The 17,658-nt window shown below is 61.4% G+C and carries 13 protein-coding genes; 6 read left to right on the top strand and 7 right to left on the bottom strand.

What is annotated here, in order from left to right:
- Positions 1-139 precede the first annotated feature (139 nt).
- Entirely contained in the window at positions 140-1,939 is a 1,800-nt protein-coding gene (locus L0U82_RS05025) for a methyl-accepting chemotaxis protein (protein WP_233828905.1), read from the top strand.
- A 95-nt stretch (positions 1,940-2,034) separates the two neighbouring features.
- Here the strand turns inward: L0U82_RS05025 and dapB are convergent, their stop codons facing one another.
- Together dapB and L0U82_RS05015 are read right to left on the bottom strand one after the other, a co-directional pair.
- Positions 2,035-2,829: a 4-hydroxy-tetrahydrodipicolinate reductase gene (gene dapB, locus L0U82_RS05020; protein ID WP_233828904.1), complete on the bottom strand. Its 795-nt coding sequence runs from the start codon at positions 2,827-2,829 to the stop codon at positions 2,035-2,037.
- A gap of 30 nt (positions 2,830-2,859) precedes the next feature.
- On the bottom strand, positions 2,860-4,053 hold the full coding sequence (locus L0U82_RS05015) for a fumarylacetoacetate hydrolase family protein (protein WP_233828903.1): 1,194 nt from the start codon (positions 4,051-4,053) through the stop codon (positions 2,860-2,862).
- Between the two features lie 131 nt (positions 4,054-4,184).
- Between L0U82_RS05015 and L0U82_RS05010 the strand changes: the two genes are divergently transcribed.
- Positions 4,185-4,940 (top strand): IclR family transcriptional regulator, encoded by a 756-nt coding sequence (locus L0U82_RS05010; protein WP_233828902.1) that lies wholly within the window; start codon positions 4,185-4,187, stop codon positions 4,938-4,940.
- Positions 4,941-5,026: 86 nt separating this feature from the next.
- Here L0U82_RS05010 and L0U82_RS05005 read toward each other — a convergent pair whose 3' ends face one another.
- Positions 5,027-6,127 (bottom strand): LacI family DNA-binding transcriptional regulator, encoded by a 1,101-nt coding sequence (locus tag L0U82_RS05005; protein WP_233828901.1) that lies wholly within the window; start codon positions 6,125-6,127, stop codon positions 5,027-5,029.
- Between the two features lie 398 nt (positions 6,128-6,525).
- On the opposite strand from L0U82_RS05005, the gene L0U82_RS05000 reads away from it, so the two are divergent.
- The 3 genes from L0U82_RS05000 to L0U82_RS04990 all read left to right on the top strand — a co-directional run bounded on the left by L0U82_RS05000 (position 6,526) and on the right by L0U82_RS04990 (position 10,338).
- The gene (locus L0U82_RS05000; RefSeq protein WP_233828900.1) at positions 6,526-7,752 is read left to right on the top strand and encodes a CaiB/BaiF CoA transferase family protein; all 1,227 of its coding nucleotides are present in this window, start codon (positions 6,526-6,528) and stop codon (positions 7,750-7,752) included.
- 127 nt (positions 7,753-7,879) lie between these two features.
- Entirely contained in the window at positions 7,880-9,271 is a 1,392-nt protein-coding gene (locus L0U82_RS04995; protein WP_233828899.1) for an MFS transporter, read from the top strand.
- A gap of 77 nt (positions 9,272-9,348) precedes the next feature.
- Positions 9,349-10,338, top strand: a complete 990-nt coding sequence (locus tag L0U82_RS04990; protein ID WP_233828897.1) for a D-2-hydroxyacid dehydrogenase family protein — start codon at positions 9,349-9,351, stop codon at positions 10,336-10,338.
- Between the two features lie 129 nt (positions 10,339-10,467).
- Here the strand turns inward: L0U82_RS04990 and L0U82_RS04985 are convergent, their stop codons facing one another.
- The 3 genes from L0U82_RS04985 to L0U82_RS04975 are packed head-to-tail and all read right to left on the bottom strand — an operon-like array spanning position 10,468 to position 15,435.
- Positions 10,468-11,619 carry a CaiB/BaiF CoA transferase family protein gene (locus L0U82_RS04985; protein WP_233828895.1) on the bottom strand — a complete coding sequence of 384 codons (1,152 nt, stop codon included), beginning with the start codon at positions 11,617-11,619 and terminating at the stop codon, positions 10,468-10,470.
- A gap of 31 nt (positions 11,620-11,650) precedes the next feature.
- Positions 11,651-13,399 carry a hydantoinase B/oxoprolinase family protein gene (locus L0U82_RS04980; RefSeq protein ID WP_442793597.1) on the bottom strand — a complete coding sequence of 583 codons (1,749 nt, stop codon included), beginning with the start codon at positions 13,397-13,399 and terminating at the stop codon, positions 11,651-11,653.
- Positions 13,396-15,435, bottom strand: coding sequence for a hydantoinase/oxoprolinase family protein (locus L0U82_RS04975; protein ID WP_233828891.1), 2,040 nt, complete (start codon positions 15,433-15,435; stop codon positions 13,396-13,398). The genes L0U82_RS04980 and L0U82_RS04975 overlap by 4 nt, the downstream gene beginning before the upstream one ends.
- Positions 15,436-15,746: 311 nt before the next feature.
- On the opposite strand from L0U82_RS04975, the gene L0U82_RS04970 reads away from it, so the two are divergent.
- The gene (locus tag L0U82_RS04970) at positions 15,747-16,682 is read left to right on the top strand and encodes a LysR family transcriptional regulator (protein ID WP_233828889.1); all 936 of its coding nucleotides are present in this window, start codon (positions 15,747-15,749) and stop codon (positions 16,680-16,682) included.
- A 73-nt stretch (positions 16,683-16,755) separates the two neighbouring features.
- On the opposite strand, the gene L0U82_RS04965 is transcribed toward L0U82_RS04970, so the two are convergent.
- The gene (locus L0U82_RS04965) at positions 16,756-17,655 is read right to left on the bottom strand and encodes an MBL fold metallo-hydrolase (RefSeq protein WP_233828887.1); all 900 of its coding nucleotides are present in this window, start codon (positions 17,653-17,655) and stop codon (positions 16,756-16,758) included.
- Between the last annotated feature and the right edge of the window lie 3 nt (positions 17,656-17,658).

Below are 17,658 nucleotides of genomic sequence, written 5' to 3'. Positions count from 1 at the left end.
TCAGGTTATGCGACCGAATCACCGCTTCAACCATCTTGAGCGCCCCATCCCCCTCAAGTCTTGCGCCGCGCTGCCGTAAGCCCGGAAGAGACGTGTTGTACCAACAAAAATCCCGTGGACTCTAAAAAAAATATCAGCCATGTTCTCTTCCATACGCGCGCGCATAGTCGCCCTATGCGTCGCCATCGTTGTAGTCGCCCTCGCCATCAACGCAGTTCTGAATTACGTCGTCGCCAGCAGATATAGCGCCGACTCGATTGAGAGCAGTCTTGCCGCCGTCGAAGACGGTCATGTAGCCGGTATCAACCAATGGGTTGCCGTCAATAGTCAAATGATGGGCTCGCTGCAGGATGCCGTGCTGCAGCCCGACCCCGGCCCCGCCTTGCAACTGATCGCCGCGGCGGGAAGCTTCGCCAACGTCTATGTCGGTTACGCCGACAAGACTTCGAAGTTCTGGAAACCCACCCATGTCCCGCCTAATTTCGACCCCACAGTGCGCCCCTGGTACAAACAGGCGGTCGCGGCGGGCAAAACGATCGTTACACCGCCCTACGTAGACGTCGGCGGTAAAGGCGTGGTCGTGGCCTTCGCTTCGCCGGTGGTGCAGGACGGCGTGGTCAAGGCGGTGGTCGGCGGCGATCTGTCGATGGACCATGTGATCGCCAACGTCAGAGCCATTCATCCGACGCCATCGAGCTTCGGCATGCTGGTGACCAGCGGCGGCATGATCGTCGCGCACCCGGACGAGAAACTCACGTTAAAACCCATCACCGATCTCATACCGGAGTTGACTGCCGACAAGCTCGCCGCGCTGACCACGGCGAGTCATCCGCTGCAGGTCGACGTGGCGGGTAAGGTCAAACTGCTGCGCGCCCAGCCGATTGCCGGGACCGACTGGATTGCGATCATCGCGCTCGACAAGGCGGAAGCGACCGCTGCGATGCGCTCGCAGTTGATCTCGTCGATCATTGCGCTGATCGTGATTGCGCTCCTCGCTGCGGCGGTCGTCGCCGGCGTGACCGCGGTATCGTTCCAGCGTCTGTCGAAGGTGCGCGACGCGATGGATGCGATCGGCTCCGGCGAGGGCGATCTGACGCAACGGCTACCCGTTATCGGCACCGATGAAGTCGCGCAGATCGCGGGTTCGTTCAACACCTTCATCGACAAGCTGAGTCGCGTGATGCGGCAAATCCGCGACGCCAGCGACTCAGTACGAGTGGCCGCCGACGAGATTGCGGCCGGCAATGTCGAGCTGTCCGGCCGCACCGAGTCCGCTGCCGCGAGCCTGCAGCAGACCGCGGCGTCGATGGAAGAGATCACGACGACGGTGGGCCAGTCGGCGAGCGCCGCCAAACAGGCCGACGATACCGCCGTCGCCGCCTCGCAGGTCGCCTCCCGCGGTGGCGTGGTGATCTCCGAGGTCATCACGACAATGAGCGAAATCGAAAATGCTTCCGTGCAGATCGCCGACATCATTGGCGTGATCGACGGTATTGCATTCCAGACCAATATCCTCGCGCTCAATGCGGCAGTCGAGGCTGCCCGCGCAGGCGAACAGGGACGCGGTTTCGCGGTCGTGGCGAGCGAAGTGCGAAGCCTCGCGCAGCGCAGCGCGCAGGCGGCCAAGGAAATCAAGGCGCTGATCGAATCGACCGTAGCCAGCGTCGCCTCCGGCTCCACCCAGGTACGCCAGGCGGGCACGACGATGACGGAAATCGTCAGCAACGTATCGAACGTCACGACGATCATTTCCGAAATCACCGAGGGGGCCAATGAACAGACCCGCGGTATTCAGGAAGTGAACCGCGCTGTCAGCCAGCTCGACGAAATGGTGCAGCGAAACGCTGCGCTAGTGGAAGAATCCACTGCGGCGGCGGCCGCGCTGCAAGCGCAGGCAGCGAGTCTCGCCACGGCTGTCACCCAGTTTCGGCTCGACTGATCCGGACTAACAATCCGGACTTAAGAGAGCGCCCCCGCAGGGGCGCTTTTTCAGCTTATTTTTCAGCCAGTCGCACGAACGGCGTCTGCAAAGCGTCACCGCCGCAGCACGTCCTGCATATCGAACAGACCACTTTCCTGCTTCATCAGAAAGCGCGCGGCGCGCAACGCGCCACTGACATAGGGCAGTCTGTTAAGCGTCTTGTGGGTGATCTCGATTCGCTCCCCTTCGCCGATGAACAGGACCGTGTGTTCGCCAACGATGTCGCCGCCGCGAATCGAAGAAAAGCCAATCGTCGACGGATCGCGTGGACCGGTTACTCCGTCACGCGTGAACACAGCACAATCGGCCAGCTTGCGGCCAAGCGCATCCGCGATCGTCTCGCCAATCGTCAGCGCGGTTCCCGACGGCGCATCGACCTTGTGCCGATGGTGCGCTTCGACGACTTCGATGTCGTAGCCTTCGGAGAAGTGCTTTGCCGCCAATCTGACCAGCTCGAGCGTCACATTGAGGCTGACACTCGTACTGGATGCGAACACGATCGCGGTATGCGTGGCTGTCTCTTCTATCAACCGCAATTCCTCGGCGTTGAAGCCCGTTGTTCCGATCACCATTTTCACCCGATGCCGCTTCGCTGCCTCCAGATAAGCGAGCGTGCCCTGCGGCCGGGTGAAATCGAGCAGGACATCGGACGCCGACAGTACGGTATCGATATCGGCGGTGATCGCAACCCCCGTCTCTTTACCGATAAACGCGCCGGCGTCCTGACCCACGGCGGAGCCGCCAGCGCTGCTCAATGCGCCGGCGAGCGTCGCATCGTCCGCTGCCAGTATCGCCTCGATGAGCGCCCTTCCCATTCGGCCGGTTGCGCCTGCTACAGCAATTCTCATCTGTTTCTCCATGAAGCTTCACGAGGCAAGTCAGGCTGCCGGCGCGCTTCTCTTCAGCAGCCCCCGCGCCGCCAGATTACCGTACAGCGCACGCACGCCGAATGTCCATGGCGTGATTTCCTCGGAGCGTTGCACCGTGTTGACCAACGCGCCGAGCGATGGCGCCGAGATCGTCACGACGTCACCAAGATGATGCGTGAACCCCGCGCCTTTCGCATCGCGGTCCTTGATCGGCGAAAACATCGTGCCGAGGAAAAGCATGAAGCCATCGGGATATTGATGATGGGGACCATGAGTCTGGTTCACCAGGTCAACCGGGTCGCGACTAATCTCGCTCATGTGACTGACGCCTTCGAGGACGAAACCGTCGTCGATCCCCTCGATCTTCAGCGACACACTCTCCTTGCGGATGGAATCGAGCGTGAAATGATCGTCAAACAGACGCACGAACGGTCCGATCGCACATGAACCGTTATTGTCCTTCGCCTTGCCGAGCAACAACGCGCTACGGCCTTCGATGTCGCGCAGATTGACGTCGTTGCCCAGCGTTGCGCCGACGATGCGACCGGCGCTGTTCACGGCCAGCACGATCTCCGGTTCCGGGTTGTTCCAGACCGATGTCCTGTAGAGCCCGATATCGGCGCCAAGCCCCACGGACGACATGGGCTGGGACTTCGAGAACACTTCCGCGTCCGGGCCGATGCCGACCTCCATGTATTGCGACCAGGCGCCACGCCGCTCCATTTCGGCCTTCAGCTTCTGCGCGCTTTCCGAGCCTGGCTTGATCCTGGAGAGGTCCGCACCAATCAGCTTGCCGATCGTCCCGCGAATTTCCAGTGCCTTACTGGCATCGCCGCCTGCCTGCTCCTCGATCACGCGCTCGAGCAGGCTGACCGCAAAGGTCACACCGCAGGCCTTGATCGCCTGAACATCGCAAGGTGCGAGCAATCTCACCCCACTTACAGCGGGGTCGAGACTCGCCGCTATCAGCGCGTCGACGCTCCCGAGCGACTCACCCGGCGCGCCGCGGGCAATCTCCAGTGCGTCCGCGCGATCGAACAGATCCGCTGTCGTCGCGACGGTTTCAGTGATGTCGAAGACCTCGCCATGCCGGATTGCGATGACGGAAGGGCCGTTGTGCGGCGCCGGTCGCCATACTCGACCAACAAGTACCGCCCGGTCGGAATCCGCGGGAAGGTGGGACCGTACTGATGTGATAGTCATGGAGGTTCATTGCCCGTCAATGAAAAGGGAGCGCAAATCCTATTATTGGGGCCTCCGGCTGTCCACGGTATTGCTAATATGTCCAACTGGTTGGACATCTCATCTTCATATCGCAAACGAATCCGGTTGCCATGGAAAAGGTCTACGAGGTACCCGCACTAAGGCGGGCACAGGACATTCTCGATGTTCTGGCTCGCGCGAGAGAGCCCGTGCGCGTGTCGGCGCTGCGCGAAGCGACAGGTCTGTCGCGCAGCACGTTGTACCTGTTGCTCGATTCTCTGCAGCGGCAGCACTGGGTCGAAAAACACGGCGACGGCTACCTCATCGGTGTGAAACTGTTCGAGTTGGGGAATGCGTATGTACGCCACGACGGCTATCAGTCCGTATTTCGCGCATTAGCCGCTGCGTTTGTGTCAGTACACGACGAGGTCGTGCAACTGGCGGCGCTCGATGGTGCCGACATTGTCTACATCGCGCGGGAGGATTCGCGACGACCGGTGCGGCTCGTGTCGGACCTCGGCTCGCGGCTGCCGGCACATTGTTCGGCGCTAGGAAAAGCGTTGCTCGCAACGCTTTCCGACGCGCAGCTGGTCGAACTCCTGCCGGAACGGCTCGCTGCCGTCACGCCACGAACCATCACGCGACGCAGCGCGCTGCTGCGCGAGCTGAAAGCGGTCCGCGAAACCGGCCAGGCCAGCGAGTTCGAAGAATCCGCGGCAGGACTGGCCTGCTTCGCGTCCTATGTCGGGCAAACCGCTTATGGAAAGCGACTTGCTATCAGCACGAGCATTCCCGCCGGGCGTATCGACGCGAAGCGTGAGAAGAAAATTCGTCTCGCGATTGCGCGGATGGCAAGCCAGATTGGTGCTCGCTTTGCAAATGCTTGAGCTTGAGCTTCCGGAGATCCTGGCCGCTCTGTCATATCGGCAGCGACGATCTTCAACCCGATGCCGCCGAATACAGTTCCACCGCCTTACCGCTTCAGCGCTATGGTTTTACGGGGCACGGCGCAGGAACCTCGCATCACCAGTTCGGCATCCACCGTCAATCGCCGGCGCGGTATTTTCGGATTATCCAGACGCTCCATCAGGAATCTGCCGGCGGCCTTACCGAGCTGGTCATGGTTCCAGCGCACCACGGTGAATGCCGGCGTCGCGAGAAGCGCGACATCGCTATCAGCGCCAGCAATCACCGACAGGTCTTGCGGAATCGTCAGACCACGTTCCCGCGTCGCCTGCATGACGCCCGGAAGCAAGGATGTTCCGCCTGCAATGATGGCCGTCGGCGGCTTCGCCAGTTCCAGCAAATGGCGGGTCTCGGTGTAGCCGGTGTCACGGGCGAAAGTGGCGTGCCGGATCAGTTCTGGCTGCAGCGTCAAACCGCGCTCCGCGAAAGCCTCGCTGAACCCGTTCAAACGGCTTTGCGTCGGATGCACGCCCGGCTCGCCGGAAATGATGGCGATATGGCGATGGCCGAGGTCAGCCAGATGATTGACCGCCTGCCGAACACCCGCCGCATGATTGACCGTCACGGAATCAAGCTCCGCGGGCAACTCGCGATCCAGCAACACGATCGGGAACGGCGCGTCCTTCAACATCGTGAGAAGCGTCGGATCTTCCTCCGAGGACGTCGCGATGACGAGACCATCGATCCGTCGCTGCTGAAAACCAAGCAGCAACTCGACTTCCCGCTTCGGGTCGTGATAGCTCGACGCGACCATCAGAGAAAAACCGAATCCGTCGATCTCCTTCTGCATCGAGTCGACGAACAAACCGAGCACGGGAACGGTGAAGTCACGCATCACGCACGCAAACGTCATCGACCTGTTACTGCGCATGCTTTGGGCGACCATATTCGGTACATAGCCCAACTCGACTATGGCGGCCTTGACGCGCTTGCGGGTGTCCTCACGCACATTGGGATGGGCATTGATGACACGCGAGACGGTTCCCAAACTGACATCCGCCAGTTGCGCAACGTCGCGGATCGAGGGCTTGCGTTCGTTCTCGGGTGACGCGACATCGGCCGCGGCCGAAGTCCGGCGTGTGGAATTGCCCCTGGATTCGATACTCATTCTGTCGGCAAAGCCTTCACGGTGGAAACGTTCCCAATTTTCGCTGCTGCAACGGCTTTGTCAAGCGAAGCGAACTGGAACTCCCCGCCGTGGGCCGCTATCAACGGCCCGTGGGGCCTGGGCGCCCGTTTCATGAAGGCCGACGATCTCCCCGCCTGGGGAACTACTGCCTTGACAAACGCATCCGCGCATCTATGATTGGAAACGTTTCATTTCAAACATCACCAGACGGATCAAAGACCCTTATCGTCGTACGTTTAATTTTGGAAACGTTTCATTATCCGTAGTCAACGGAATGACCGTGACCTCTTCTGAAAAGGCTATCGAGCAAACATGTGCGCATACCACGCGTACCAGCGGACTGCGTTGGACAACCGATCCCGGCAAGGGGAATGACCATGGCTGAGGACATTGCACGCCCGCTTCCGCTGGACGGCATCTGCGTCGTCGAGATCGGGCACAGCCTCGCGGCGCCGTATGCCGGCATCATCTTCGCGCACCTCGGTGCCCGCGTCGTCAAGATCGAGAACGCCGCGAGCGGGGACTATGCACGCGGCTGGGGGCCCCCTTTCATCGATGGCGCCTCCGCGCTTTTTCATGCGATGAATCACGGTAAGGAAAGCATCAGCGCCGACTTTGGCGACCCCGCCTGTGCGGACGTCATCCGGGATTTCATTGCCGCCCATGCCGATGTGGTCATACAGAACCTGAAGCCGGGCAATCTCGACCGTTACGGCCTTGGGGCCCAAGACCTGACGGAACGATGTCCGTCGCTGATCTATTGCAACCTCGGCGCCTTCGGTGCCACGGGTCCATTGCGAAGCAAGCCGGGTTACGACCCGCTGGTCCAAGCGTACAGTGGGATGATGAGTATCGTTGGACACGCCGACGATGCGCCAAGCCGCGTGCCGGTCTCGATCAACGACATGGGAACCGGCATGTGGGCGGTGATCGGCGTGCTCGCCGCGCTGCGAGGCAAAGACCGCGGCGACGCCACGCGCGGCCAGGTAATCGACGTCTCGCTCTACGAGACCGCCCTCGCGTGGATGACGGTGCCCCTTTCCGATTGCCTCGCCGGCGGCCCCGAACCTGCCCGCATCGGTTCGGGTAGTCCGAACATCGTGCCTTATCAGGTCTTTGACTGTGAAGACGGCGCGATCCTCGTCGCCGCGGGCAACGACACGTTGTACCGCCGTCTGTGCAACGTGATGGACCTGCCTTCACTGGCCGATGACCCGCGTTTTGCGACCAATGGTGACCGCGTGCTGAACCGGAAAACATTGATTCCGCTGCTGGAAGCCCGCTTCAGGCGCAAAGCCGCGAGCGCCTGGCTGCGGGATCTCGAGGCCGAATCGATTCCCTGCGGTCCGTTGCAGACAGTCGACTGCGTGGTCAAGGACGAACAGACGATCTCGCTCGACATTCTTCGACAGACGCCCGATGGAAGGGTGACGACCGTCGCGCTGCCCGTCTCCTTCGACGGCAGACGGCCGCCGTTGCCCGGAAATACTCCGGGCCTTGGCGAACACAACCATTTACTGGCACAGCCCTCCGGTCCGCCTGCCGCGGATGAATACACCGAGGTTGAAAACAGCGACGACCTGTTGCGGCAAGTCAGCGATTGAAAGCCGGGCGGCATCGATCACAAGCCGGAATCAGATCCAGACCTCACAAACAGTTCTAACCGTTCTATTAGCGATTCCGGACGTTGGCCTCGAGCGCCAACCTATCGGGACAATCAGGAGACGACAATTGAGCCAGACCTATCTTGAACCCACTCCAGCATCATCGGACGAATCGGCGTCCGCTGCGGCGAGGAGCGCGGCGGAGCGAGCGCTTTACCTGCGTGTCGCGCTTCGCATCGTGCCACTGCTGTTCGTCTGCTATGTGGTCGCCTTTCTCGACCGCATCAACGTCGGCTTTGCGAAATTGCAGATGCAGGAAGCGCTGCGTTTCAGCGACGCGGTGTATGGCCTCGGGGCAGGCATCTTCTTTCTGTCGTACTGCCTGCTCGAAGTACCTAGCGCATTGCTTCTGAAGCGCATGGGTGCGAAGAAGACCATCGCCCGAATCATGATTTGCTGGGGCATCGTCGGGACTTTCACGGCGTTCGTGACGAACGTGACCGAGTTCTACGCGGTCCGCTTGCTGCTCGGCGTGTTCGAAGCAGGCTTCTTTCCCGGCGTGATTTACTACCTCAGCTCCTGGTTTCCCGAGAACCGGCGCGGAGTCATCATCTCGTGCTTCATGGTTGGCTTCCCGATTGCCGGTCTGGTCGGCGGCCCAATCTCGGGGTGGGCAATGACGGGTCTCGCGAACGTTGCCCACATGGCCGGATGGCAATGGCTCTATATCGTCGAAGCGCTGCCGGCGGTCGCACTCGGCATCCTGACGCTCTTTATCCTCGACGACAACATCGACAAAGCCAAATGGCTGACCGAAGCGGAAAAGAACATCCTGCGGGACGGCTTTCGAGCCGAAACCGAGCGCAAACGCCAGAACAATCAGCACGGCCCCGGATCGCTCGCGCAAGCCCTCGCGGACCCGAAGGTCTATATGCTGGCCTTCGTCGACTTTGCGTTCGTTTCCGGCACCTACTCCGTCACGTTCTGGTTGCCTACCGTGATGAAGAATTCGGGCATCTCCAACCTCGCGCAACTCGGCTGGCTGTCGGCGATTCCTTACGCGTTCGGCGCGATCGGCATGGTCGCGATCAGTCGCAATTCGGACCGCACGCTGGAGCGGCGCTGGCATGCAACCGCCGCCGGCGTCGTGGGTGGCATAGCCCTGCTGCTCGTGTCGCATCCGTCGGGTTCTCCGGCGCTGACGGTGGCGCTACTGACCGTCGCCGCAATCGGCATCTTCGCGACGAATGTGCTGATCTGGTCGATCGCGGCCGACTATCTGCACGGCTCGCCGGCCGCGGCGGGAAGCATCGCCTTCGTCAACTGCATCGGGCTGCTCAGTGGATTTTTCAGTCCTTTCGTCATCGGATGGCTGAAGACCGCGACCGGAACGCTCGTGAGCGGCCTCTACGTGATGACGGCGGTTCTTCTGCTCGGCATCATCGTGATGCTCGTGGGGCTCAAGCCTCAGGCATCCCGAACGGCACGACGATCAGCGAATGTTTCATCGGCACAGTAACCCGGACCCGCCATTTTCGATTCTGAACGACCCGCCGGATGTACTGCCGTACTCCGGCATCAACTGCAAAGAAACTCATGCACAAAATCGCCATCCTCGACGACTACCAGAACACCGCGCTGAAATTCGGCGACTGGGCCAGTCTTCGGAAAGACGCGGAGATCACCGTCATTCGCGACCACATCGCCGATGAGGACGCTCTGGTGGAACGCCTGCTGCCATTCGACATCCTCTGTGTGATGCGAGAGCGGACCTGGTTTCCCAGAAGCGTGCTGGCAAGGCTCACCAATCTGAAATTGCTGGCCAGCACCGGCCCGTGGAACGCCGCCATCGATATCGAAGCCGCGGATGAACTCGGCATCACCGTCTGCGGCACCGCGTCGTCGTTGACCGCGGCGTCGGAGCTCACGTGGGCGCTCATTCTCGCGGCACTTCGCGACATTCCGCGCGAGGTCGCATCGTTTCGCAACGGCGGATGGCAGGTATCGGTCGGGCGAGACCTCAACGGCAAGACGATAGGACTTCTCGGGCTTGGCTATTCGGGCAGCGCGACGGCACGCGTCGCGCAGGCGTTCGGCATGAAGACGATCGCATGGAGTCAAAACATGACGGCCGAATCCGCGGCCAAATATGGCGCTCAATACGTATCGAAAGACGAGTTGCTGGCGGCCAGCGACATCCTGTCGATCCATGTCCGACTCTCGGAGCGCACCCGGAATCTGATTGGCGCGCGTGAGCTCTCGCTGATGCAGCCTCACGCCCTGCTCGTCAATACGGCACGAGGTCCGATCGTCAACGAGCAGGCGTTGATCGATGCGCTGAACCGTAAGCAGATTGCCGGCGCCGCGATGGACGTATTCGACGTGGAGCCGCTGCCGTCGAACCATCCGTTCCGAACGATGGACAACGTCATCGCGACGTCGCATATCGGCTATGTCACGGATGGCTCTTACGAGTTCTACTATGGCGAATCCGTTGAAAATATCCGCGCGTGGATCAACGGCGAGCCCATTCGTACGCTGACCTCGGAAAGGCGCGAAATCAGCTATCAGACCATCGCTTCCTGAACGCGCCGCCGATCGTTGAAGTAATCCCCGTCCCGAAGGACGGGGACTTGCGGCGAGCATTCCGTTTCGCTTAGCTGAATGGCGCGATAGATGCCAGCGCACCGGCGGCGCACCCGCCGCCATCCGAACTTACGGCGCTTCTTGTAGTACGTCAGTGAGCAGATGATTGTGCTCGCCGAGCTTTGGGGTAGACCCGGTGTCGGCGGGACGCTGTCCGCCAAACGAGATGGGCAGTCCAACGAATGCCGCGGCGCCATCTTCGGTTTTCTGAAGGATCTCCAGGGCCTGGGTTTGTTCGTGCACGACGACCTGGTCGACCGTCTGAATCGGGCCGCACGGGATGCCGACTTCATCGAGACGTTCGAGCCAGTACGCAGCCGTCTTTTCGCTGAACTCGCGCTGCAGCAGCGCGATCAGTTCGACCCGGTTCGTGACCCGCGCTCCATTGGTGGCAAATCGACTGTCGTCCGCCAGAGGATCGACCTGCAGAACCTCGCACAGACGTCGGAACAGGCGGTCGTTACCGGCTGCCACCATGATCGTCGCATCGCTGCATTCGAACGCCTGGTGCGGCACGATGGCGGCCGTACCCGAGCCCCATCGTCCCGGCAGCGCGCCGCACGCGAGGTAGTCGGCAATCTGCATACCGCCCCACGACAGCGCGGTCTCGTAAAGCGATACGGAAACGACTTCGCCGACGCCCGTGGCTTGCCGCCGGAACAGCGCGGACAACACCCCGATTGCCGCCCACAAACCCGTACCCATGTCGTTGACGGAGATGGGAATCCGGCTCAAGGCCTCGTCGGGTTGTCCCATGAAGCTCATCAGCCCGCTGAATGCCTGGGCGAGCGGGTCGTAACCGGGCTTGTCCCGCAACGGCCCGACTGTGCCGAACGCGCCGAGATTGCAGTACACCAGCGACGGTTTCGCTTTCAACATCTGCTCGGCGCCGAGCCCATACTTGTCGGTGCCGCCGGCTTTCAGGTTCTGCAACACGACATCCGCGCGCCGTGCGATCAGGTCCCTCAACTGGTCTGCCTGCCGAGGGTCCGACAGCGACATCGCAATGCTCGACTTGCCATGATTGACCGCATGAAAAAGTGCCGCGGCGCCGTCGATGAACGGCGGCCCCCAGTCTCTTGCGTAATCCCCGCCTTCCGCGCTTTCGATCTTGATCACTTCCGCGCCGAGAGCCCGCAACACCATGCCGGCGTACGGCGCGGCGAGACTGTGCCCGATCTCGATGACGCAAACGCCATCGAGTGGAAGATGCTTCGTCATTTGCACACTCCGTCTGTTTCCAGTCACCGTCTTACGTCGCCTCCACGGTGACTTCAATTGGCTCCGGCTGATTCGGCTCGCGCTCGAGCTGATAGAAACTCACTGCCGCGTCCCGACTGATGTAGCCATCGGCGACATCGGCGAGAACCAAAGCGCGCTCGCGTTCCAGCGGATCGCCAAAACCACCGCTGCCCGCCGGCTGCACGACGACGCGGTCGTTCCGATACACGACGGTTTGACCGCCTTTGGCGGGCACCGCCACTTCCTGCCCATCGGCGCGCCGCACCTTGCAAACGAACGGGCTGCCGGCGAGTCCGCCAAAATGACCCTCGGGCGCCGTGTGTCCGCGCTCTCCGGAGATCGTGAAGGTGGCTTCGTCATACTCGACGCGATACACGCGGCGCGAAGTGAGGCCGCCACGCTGCCGGCCCGCGCCACCCGTATCGGGTACGAGCGACCACTCCTCGACCAGCAACGGCGAGGTCCGCTCGATCATTTCGATCGACTGACTGCCGGCATTGCCGACATAGACGCGGATACCGCTTACGCCGTCCTTCGCGGCCCGAGCGCCCATGCCACCGGCGTGGACGTCGTGCATCGTGACGAACGTCTGCCCGGTTTCGGCAACGCGAGCCTGGTTGGTATCGCGACCACTGAAAATGCCCGCGCACGCCGCGCAATTGCTTTGTCCGAGAATGCGATTCGGGACTGCCGGCGCCAGCGCTTTCAGCAGCAGATCGATAACTCGTGGCGATGTTTCGGTATTGCCGGACACGACCGATGCCGGATATTCACAGTTGAGAACGCTACCCGGCGGAGCAATGATGGTCACCGGGCGATAGCAACCCTGGTTGATCGGGATGCTCAGGTCGGTCAACGCTTTCACCGTAAACCAGGTGCTATTGCACGTGACCGAAAACGGACAGTTGATACCGCCGCGAACCTGCGCGCCCGTACCGGTGAAATCGAACGTGATGTGGTCGTTCTGAACGGTGACCTTCACTTTCAGCAGCGGACGCTCATGCTTCCAGCCTGGTGCCTCGATCGGGTCGAGATATTCCTCGGCTTCGTAGACACCATCGGGAATCTTCGCTATTTCCGCGCGGATCAGTTTTTCCGAGTGATCGAGGCTCTGACGCATCACGTCGCGCAATGCGGCAGCGCCATACTTCGCGACCAGGTCCACGATACGTCGATCACCGACGAAGGTTCCCGCGTACTGAGCCTGGATATCGAGCCGCAACTCATGAGCATTGCGGCTATTGCGCGTCAGAATCTCGAGCACATCGCGTACCGGCTCGTCGTTCCGATACAGCAGCACCGGCGGAATCCGGATGCCCTCGGCGAAGACATCCCACGTGGCAACGGAATAACTGCCGGGCGACTGTCCGCCGATGTCGGTCCAATGCCCGCGCGTCATCACAAAGGCGACGATTTCGCCGTCGACGAATACGGGGCGCGTGAACTGCACGTCGGGCTGATGATTGCCACCGCCCACGTAGGCGTCGTTGCTGACAATGACGTCGCCGGGACGCAGGTTTTCCCGTCCGATCGCTTCAACGGAAACGCGGGTGGAAATGACCGCTGAGCCCAGCATCGTCGGGATGTCGTTGCCTTGCGCGACGAGTTGCATCTCGGCATCGAAGATCGCCGCGGACGAATCGCCACTGGCGTGCATCAGCGGGCTTCCCGCTGTGCGCATCATGGCGATCTTCATTTCTCGCGCGACCGCAAAGAGACTGCTGCGGATGATTTCGTAGGTAACGATGTCCATATTCATGCCGCCAGTTCAATCACAAGGTTCAAGTCGTCGTCGACACGCGCTTTGTGCGACGCCTTCAATACCGCGCAACTGCTGTGCTCCTCGATCACCGCGGGGCCATCGATCCGCGCACCGACCGGCAACCGGCTGCGCGCAAACACCGGCAAGGCACGGACGTTGCCGTCGATATACACGTCGCGGGTGCGAATCGGCGCAACGGTGGATGCCTCGTCCGCGTGCGCCACGCCGCCTCGCCAGCCACTCGTGGCGATGACCTGCAAGCGCAGATTGGCGATCACGATCGGCTTGTCCTTGCTCACGAAGTTCCAGAGTCGCTGATGCGCGGCTTCGAACTCGCGAGCCAGCGTCGTGCATGAGGCATCGTCGGGCACCTCGACGGTGATGACGTCCGGCTGCCCCACATATCGGCAATCGGCCAGCCGTACGGCGCGAACCTTGTTCGCTTCGACGCCGTGACGCTCTGCTTCGCCGCGGCCGAGCGCGAGAAGTTCGTCGAACCCCGCGCGCAGTCTTTCGTCACCCAGTTTGGCGAGATCACATTCGACGGGCTGCTGATAGTCGTACTGCTGGTCCGCGACCATCATCCCGAACGCGCTGAAGAGGCCCGGCAACGGTGGAATAACCACACGGCGAATGCCCATTTCATCGGCAAGATCCACGGCGTGAACCGGCCCCGCGCCGCCGTAGCAGATGTATGAGAACTCGCGCGGATCGTAGCCGCGCTCGACGGTCATGATGCGAATCGCCTGCGCCATCAAGGCGTTCGCAACCGAGCGCACGGCCTGGGCCGCCTGCGGCACCGTCATGCCCAACGGCTTCGCGATGACCTCGTCGACGACTTGCCACGCCGCCTTCGCATCGAGCTGGAATTCGCCGCCGAGGAAATTGTCCGGGTCGATGTATCCGAGGACGAGATTGCAATCCGTCACCGTCGGGCGCTTGCCACCACGTCCGTAACAGGCCGGCCCAGGATCAGCGGCGGCACTCTCCGGACCGATGCGCACACCACCGCCCGCATCGATCCAGACGATCGAGCCGCCGCCCGCCCCCACCGAATCGATGTCGATACTGGGCGAGCGCACCGTATAGCTGTGCAGCAGGCTTTTGTTGCGGATCTCGGGCCGGAAATCGCGGATCAACGAGACGTCGAACGTGGTGCCACCCATGTCGCCGAGAATGGCGTTGCGCAAGTCCCCACGCTCGCAGTTGCGGATCGCGGCGCTGACACCGCCGGCCGGCCCCGACTCCAGCAGCACGATCGGACGATCCGCGACTCGCGCCGAGCTCGCAAGGCCACCGTTTGATTGCATGAAGAGGAACTTGCCGGCGAACCCCAATTGCGCGAGCGCATCCACGAGACGGCCGATGTACCGTCCGCAGACCGGTCCGAGCATCGCATTGATGACCGTCGAACTGGTGCGCTCATACTCCATCGCTTCGGGATTGACCTCATGCGACGCACACACGAAGCGGTCGGGCAACAGTTCGCGCAGCACCGCGACAGCGGCCTTCTCGTGTTCGGGATTGACGTGCGCGTGCAGCAGACATACCGCCACCGCCTCGACATCCGAGTTGCGAATACGCCCGGCTATCTCGACCAGTTCTTCATGCGACAGCGGCGTTTCGACGCTGCCATCGAAGCGCAGACGCTCCGTGACTTCGAGTCGCCAACGGCGCTCGACGAGTGCGCGAGGATTGTCGAACAGCAAATCGTAAAGATCCGCGCGGTCGTGGCGGGACGCACGACGCAGTTCGAGAATGTCACGGAAGCCGCGCGTGGTGACGAGCGCCGTCCTGGCACCCGTACCCTCGACCACCATGTTCGTGGCCATTGTCGTGCCGTGACCGAGAAACGAGACATCGGCACTCTTCGCACCCGAGATTTCAAGAATCCTGCGGAACCCCTCGACGGTGCCGATAACACGGTCTTTCGGCGTCGTCGGCACCTTGGTCGACCAGATCTTGCCGGTCGCGTCGTCCACCATCACAACGTCGGTGAATGTGCCGCCGACGTCAATTCCTATCCGTTTCACGCTTGTATGTCTCCGTTGCCAGGCATGCGCCTCTGGGAAGTGCCGGTCAGACGCCGCAACATCGCCCGACTTCAGCGGCGACACGCGCGGGCCGCAAGCAGCGAGGCGAGAATCGCGGTTACACTTCGCGGGAGTGATTCGTGCCCGTTATCACCCGGAGCAGAAGGCCTGATCACACGATCCTGCGCTGCGCATCGGGTGCATTTCGGTTCGAGTTACCCTCGCGTCCACCGGCAAATCCAGTGTACTGACGCACCATCGGAAGCAGATAATGAAAGGTTTCAATCAGGTGAACGTCTGGGGTTATATCCGTGATAACCAGTAACGATGCGATCATGCGGCGCCTGCGGGGGGCCCACATTGCGCTGCTGATCGCGCTCGATGACCATGGGTCGTTGCGCAAGGCAGCCCAGCAAATGTCTCTGTCGCAACCGGCCATCACCAAATCGCTGCAAGAGCTCGAGATCATCTTCGGCGTCGAACTGTTTTCCCGTTCGCCGCGCGGCATCGTCCCCAACGATCTGGGCCGCTGCGTGATACGTCACGCCAGAACCTTGCGGGCGGATGTCGGAACAATGCGCGACGAACTGGCGGCCATTCTGCGAGGCAGCGGCGGCACGCTCGCCATCGGCGCCGTGATGGGATCGTTACCCGTGTGGCTCACACCGGCCGTCAAGGCGCTACGCGAAGCACAGCCGGACACGATCATCGAAGTATGGGAAGACAACAGCGCACGGCTGCTGGCCATGCTCGACCAACGCCTGCTCGATCTCGTCATCGGAAGGCCGAGTGTCAGCGTCCATCCGGAAGCCTATGACTTCATTCCGCTGGAGGTCGAAGAGATCTGTCTGGTGGTGGACAGCGGCGACCCGCTTGGCAATGAACCCGACGTGCGGCTCGCGGACATCATCGGCAATTCATGGATCGTTCCGCAGGCAACCTTGCCGATGCGCTCGCTCTTCGAGCAGCTACTTGAAGACGAGGGCCTGAGCTTTCCGCGCTATGCGATGGAAACTTCGTCGACGTTTGCGACGCTCGCGCTGCTTCGTACCGGAAGCGGTACGGTCGGCCTGATACCACGCAAGGTCGCCGAATATTTCGCGGGCGGCGGCCTGCTCCGCATTCTCCCCATCTACATCGAGCGACGCGGCGCCCCGTACGGAATTGCGACCCGCCGCGGCGCGACCTTGACGCAGCCGGTGCAGAAGTTCATCGAACTTTGTCAGAGCCGCATTGCGCAACTCTGATCCCCGCTGTTTGACGACGTAACGCGCGCGCCATCGACATCGCGCGTCTACACCTGCGCTTGGATCGCGACCGCTATTCCTTGTCGAAGGCAAAGCGGAATGCGTCGCCATGACTGACGACCCGCCCCGCTGTCGGCGACGGAAAGTGCGCGGTCAGAATCTTCGTCGACGTGTCCGCATATCGGCTCATGACGCGAAAGCGCGCTTCATGGGCCAGCTTTGCGTCGAAATCCGCGGCATTCTTCAGCGACGGATCGACGAACTGGATCGGGTGGTGAATCACGTCTCCCGTCATCACGGCGTGCTCGCCATGCTCGTGCCCGATGTGCACCAGCACATGACCCGCCGTGTGGCCCACCGCCGGAGACAACCAGACGTCCTTGCCGAGTTCGTGCTCGAACGAATGATCCATTTCGACGAAGCTCGCCTGACCGTGTTCCACGATCGGTAGAACGCTGTCGACGAACGAGCCCCGATTGACCGGCATCTCGGGGTTCGATTGATGCAGCTTCAGCAGATGATCGTACTCGGTGCGCGAGAAGATGTATTTCGCGCGCGGGAACGTCGGCACCCAACGGCCATCTTCGAGACGGGTATTCCAGCCGACGTGGTCCGTATGCAGATGCGTACACATCACGTAGTCGATATCTTCCGGGCGGATGCCGATGGCCGCCAGATTCTCGAGATACGGTGTCTGCAGATTGCTCCACGATGGCATCGACGGCCGATGCTTGTGATTGCCATTGCAGGTATCTACGAGGATCGTGTGGTGACGGGTCTTGACGACGTAACTGTGGAAACTCAAATAGAGCTTCAGCTCCGTCGGCTCGATCAGATGAGGACCGAGCCAGCTGCGCTGTTCCTTCACAAAGTCGAGGTCAACGGTAGGAAAAAGCCAATTAGGCTCGAATTCAAGGCTATCGATTTCGCTGACTTTACGAATCTCGATCTCGCCGATTTTCTGAACGTGCACCGC

This window comes from Paraburkholderia sp. ZP32-5, assembly GCF_021390495.1.
Lineage (GTDB): Bacteria > Pseudomonadota > Gammaproteobacteria > Burkholderiales > Burkholderiaceae > Paraburkholderia.
Note: the sequence above shows the minus strand (reverse complement) of the source record. Positions and strands in the feature narration are given on the sequence as shown.

What these genes read in the sequence shown, in the direction of transcription:
- L0U82_RS04990 (WP_233828897.1), top strand. Translation starts at nt 9,349, where the DNA reads ATGCACAAAATCGCCATCCTCGACGACTACCAGAACACCGCGCTGAAA.
- dapB (WP_233828904.1), bottom strand. Translation starts at nt 2,829, where the DNA reads ATGAGAATTGCTGTAGCAGGCGCAACCGGCCGAATGGGAAGGGCGCTC.
- L0U82_RS05025 (WP_233828905.1), top strand. Translation starts at nt 140, where the DNA reads ATGTTCTCTTCCATACGCGCGCGCATAGTCGCCCTATGCGTCGCCATC.
- L0U82_RS04980 (WP_442793597.1), bottom strand. Translation starts at nt 13,399, where the DNA reads ATGAATATGGACATCGTTACCTACGAAATCATCCGCAGCAGTCTCTTT.
- L0U82_RS04985 (WP_233828895.1), bottom strand. Translation starts at nt 11,619, where the DNA reads ATGACGAAGCATCTTCCACTCGATGGCGTTTGCGTCATCGAGATCGGG.
- L0U82_RS05005 (WP_233828901.1), bottom strand. Translation starts at nt 6,127, where the DNA reads ATGAGTATCGAATCCAGGGGCAATTCCACACGCCGGACTTCGGCCGCG.
- L0U82_RS05010 (WP_233828902.1), top strand. Translation starts at nt 4,185, where the DNA reads ATGGAAAAGGTCTACGAGGTACCCGCACTAAGGCGGGCACAGGACATT.
- L0U82_RS05015 (WP_233828903.1), bottom strand. Translation starts at nt 4,053, where the DNA reads ATGACTATCACATCAGTACGGTCCCACCTTCCCGCGGATTCCGACCGG.
- L0U82_RS05000 (WP_233828900.1), top strand. Translation starts at nt 6,526, where the DNA reads ATGGCTGAGGACATTGCACGCCCGCTTCCGCTGGACGGCATCTGCGTC.